4 protein-coding genes are annotated in these 3,354 nt (G+C 50.4%); 2 read left to right on the forward strand and 2 right to left on the reverse strand.

Annotation, left to right across the window (positions count from 1 at the left end):
• Positions 1-571 precede the first annotated feature (571 nt).
• Entirely contained in the window at positions 572-1,213 is a 642-nt protein-coding gene (locus tag C4N24_RS15725) for a hypothetical protein (protein WP_242983300.1), read from the reverse strand.
• Positions 1,214-1,433: 220 nt separating this feature from the next.
• Here C4N24_RS15725 and C4N24_RS14845 point away from each other — a divergent pair, with 220 nt between their 5' ends.
• A complete protein-coding gene (locus tag C4N24_RS14845) occupies positions 1,434-1,697 on the forward strand; it encodes a hypothetical protein (RefSeq protein WP_112092023.1) in 264 nt (87 codons plus the stop codon).
• A gap of 57 nt (positions 1,698-1,754) precedes the next feature.
• A complete protein-coding gene (locus tag C4N24_RS14850; RefSeq protein ID WP_112092024.1) occupies positions 1,755-2,621 on the forward strand; it encodes a MerR family transcriptional regulator in 867 nt (288 codons plus the stop codon).
• Here the strand turns inward: C4N24_RS14850 and C4N24_RS14855 are convergent.
• Positions 2,524-3,354 (reverse strand): relaxase/mobilization nuclease domain-containing protein (locus C4N24_RS14855; protein ID WP_112092025.1); only part of this gene is annotated, 831 nt, incomplete at its 5' end. The two genes, C4N24_RS14850 and C4N24_RS14855, sit on opposite strands and share 98 nt — an antisense overlap.

Raw genomic sequence — 3,354 nt, forward strand, 5'->3', positions numbered from 1 at the left:
CACGGGTCAGTTTGGCGGAATTTTTGCGGACATTCGTCATAGGCATGTCTCCTTTGCACTTCTCCAGACCCGGTGCAACTCCGGTTGAGCTGCACCCTTGTGGGCCGGTAAATATGTAAGGGCCTGCCGCTCCTGACCCGAAGCAGCAGCCCAAAAAAGTGCGAGAACTTGAATTTACGCGCCCCACGCGCCCCAAACCACACACTGCGCTCCAACATTTCAAAAGGCTGGCAACAGCGTTGGAGCGCGTGCAGCAAAGATGCCGTTGAAAATTTCAGAGCCAATGAGCCTTGCTGTAAAGTACCTTCCTGTGCTGATTTTTTAGGGCGCATGGCTGGGATGCACGCGCCCTCTTGGGGCGCATCCTGGTTTCTCTCCCGCCCCGCATCCGCCCGGAAGGGGCGGACACGCGCCCGGAGAAAGCAACGATAACAAGTCAAAACCACTGCTTTGGGGCGCGTAGGGCGGGAGATTTTCACTTTTCGTGTGTTTTATGCCGCAGCAAAGGCGGGGTGGACGCATACGCCCCGGAAGCCGCAGAACTTGTCGGGGCAAAGCCCCTCCATCTTGCTTACGCAAGACCGTTCGGTCGCTTAAAGTTCCCACTGGGGACTTCATTGTTTCGCTGCGCTACACAAACGCGAACTTGTCGGGGCAAAGCCCCTCCATCTTGCTGCGCAAGACCGTTCGGTCGCTTAAAGTCCCCACTGGGGACTTCATTGTTTCGCTGCGCTACACAAACGCGAACTTGTCGGGGCAAAGCCCCTCCATCTTGCTTACGCAAGACCGTTCGGTCGCTTAAAGTCCCCACTGGGGACTTCATTGCTTCGCTGCGCTTCACAAACGCGAACTTTCCCTTGATGTGCTTGGAAAAGGTCAGGCCATACTTCCCTGCATTTTTCAGCAGGAACTGGCTGAACTTCTTTTGCGGAACAGGCGATTCCAGATTATCCTCGCACCACTTGGTGTAGGCGCGGTAGAGATAGGTGGAGCGTTCCTCGGTGTCGGGCTTGAAGCGGACATACGCCGTTGCCTGCATGAACTGGGTCAGGTTGTCGCTGTCCGCCATGGCTGCTTCGAGGTTCTGGATGGAGCGCTCGCTGATGGTGAACTGATAGCGGTTCGCCAGCAGACGGTGCACCCCTTCCAGCATCCACAGCAGGATGCCGGGACGCTCCTCGGACAGCTCTTCGATAAGGAACGGGTTATCCACTCGGGCAGGGTCACGGTCTTTCACGGACGAAGTGGTTATATCGATTTATCCAAATGAAAAACATTGTGATTGTGCTATAAATTTTCTGGAAATTCATGTGCAGACACACAAACTTTTGGAAATTTATGGACGAACGAAATAAATTGAGATTAAATTACGTTATTCCAATAAAGATATTTGAAATTATATCCTTTTCAGACGACCGGTAGGAGGGGTATTTATGTTAGAGCAGTTTTTTAAATCGCAAATCGCAACAGTTTCTGATTCTTACCAATGCAATCGCATTACGGATGCGTTGGCGGCTGCGGGAATCAAGTTCTATTGTAAAACGAAAGATGTCAATCGGCGTAATGCGTTCGATCAAGCAAGAATCGGAACGCTGGGTATAAAACCGAAGTATATCACGGAGGTATTTGTGGACAAAGAAAATGCGGAAATGGCATTCCATATCGTACACACCTTGCCCAATCAAGAAAATTTTTGAAAAAGCTATTGACTGTCCCCTTGGGGGTGGGCTTATCATACCAGTGGAGGCGATAATATGCTTATCAATGAAGTTTGCAAGAGATGTGGCCTTACAAAAAAGGCGATTGAGTATTATGAGGAACAAGGCTTAACTCGCCCTCAAATCATGGAAAATGGTTACAGGGTGTTTTCAGAGGATGATGTCATCCAATTAAACAAAATCGCAGTTTTACGCGGGCTTGGAATATCAGTATCGGACATTAAAACGGTTTTGGCAGAGAATGACCGTTTATCTTTTCAAACTATATGCGACAAGAAAGAACTGGAAATTTCGGATATACAAGCGAAACAACAATTACTCCATATGCTTGCGAGAAACCAGAATTGGGAGGATGCCCGGGCGCAATTGAGCCAGCTCGAAACGAAGCGCTCTATTCTTTCAAGATTGCTTGACCGTTTTCCGGGATATTTCGGGAAATTTATAAGTCTCCATTTTGCACCGTACCTGAATGAGAGGGTTGCAACAGACGAACAGCAAGATGCATTTGAAACGATAATTGATTTTTTAGACGGTGTGAATATTGTTATCCCGGATGATTTGAAAGAATATCTCGACGATGCTGCGAAAACCATTGATCTTGTTGACGTGTCAAAAAAAGCTGCTGCAAGTGTTGCTGCTGCAATACAAGACCCTGAACAATATCTGAAAGATAATAGGGAGATGTTTGAGCGGTATAAGGAAGTCAAAGCATCTGACGCGTACAAAAACACTCCGGGTTACAGACTTCAAGAACTATTCGCACAGTTAAATCGAGAAAACGGGTACAATGATGTCTTTATCCCTGCTATGCGGCGATTGAGCAGTTCTTATCGTGAATACTATGAAAAGCTATTGAAAGCAAACGAAGTTTTCTTAAAAAGTTATCGCGGAGTTCGCTTTTAATGCAAGCGTAGATCTGCTTTCGCAGCTTGTCCAGTTCGGTCTGATAGACGGTCTGGGTGGGCTGCTGCCCTTCGGCGGCGAGTTTGGCGTTGGCATGGTCGAGACGGCGTTGTCCGCGCCGCTGCGCCCAATACTCGCGCTCCGAAACATGGTCGCCTTGGGCTTCCAGCAGATTGATTTGGTTCAGATCGGCTTGCTCGCACATCTCCATGACAGCGACACGAAGGTGCCGGAGCATGGCAGAAGTGCAGCGGTGCTTCTTGCCCGCTTCCCAGTCGCACGGCTTGTCCATGAAGGGTTGCCGTTCCACGGTGCGGACGCGCAAGCTGCCGATGACGATGTGGACGTGGATGTTTCCCGCACTGTTGTGACCGTCCGGGTGGGTGCAGACGATAGCGGGATGACCGGGGAAGTTGTCCTTGCAGAACTGCAAGCCAAGGGCTTGCGCCCGCTCCATGGTCAGGTCGTTCTCTACTGCGTCCTTCGGGTCGAAGCTGATGATATACTTCGTATGGCCAGCGGTGCGTGCTGCGCACGAATATATTAGCATCCGCTTTGGCGGATGTCGCCATATATGGTGGGTCTTCACGTCCTCCCGCCTGCCGTTCTTGCCGTATTTGCGATTGGCAATCAGGCAGGCCATAGCAAACGAAGATTCGCCGCACTCAAGGGTGTCGAGCAGGTACGAATCCCGCAGCTTGGGTCTGCCCTTCTCGTCCAGAATGGGCAGACC

The sequence above is a fragment of the Faecalibacterium prausnitzii genome (assembly GCF_003287405.1).
GTDB lineage: Bacteria > Bacillota > Clostridia > Oscillospirales > Ruminococcaceae > Faecalibacterium > Faecalibacterium intestinale.

Coding starts and splice junctions, on each gene's coding strand:
- C4N24_RS14845 (WP_112092023.1), top strand. CDS start 1,434: ATGTTAGAGCAGTTTTTTAAATCGCAAATCGCAACAGTTTCTGATTCT.
- C4N24_RS14850 (WP_112092024.1), top strand. CDS start 1,755: ATGCTTATCAATGAAGTTTGCAAGAGATGTGGCCTTACAAAAAAGGCG.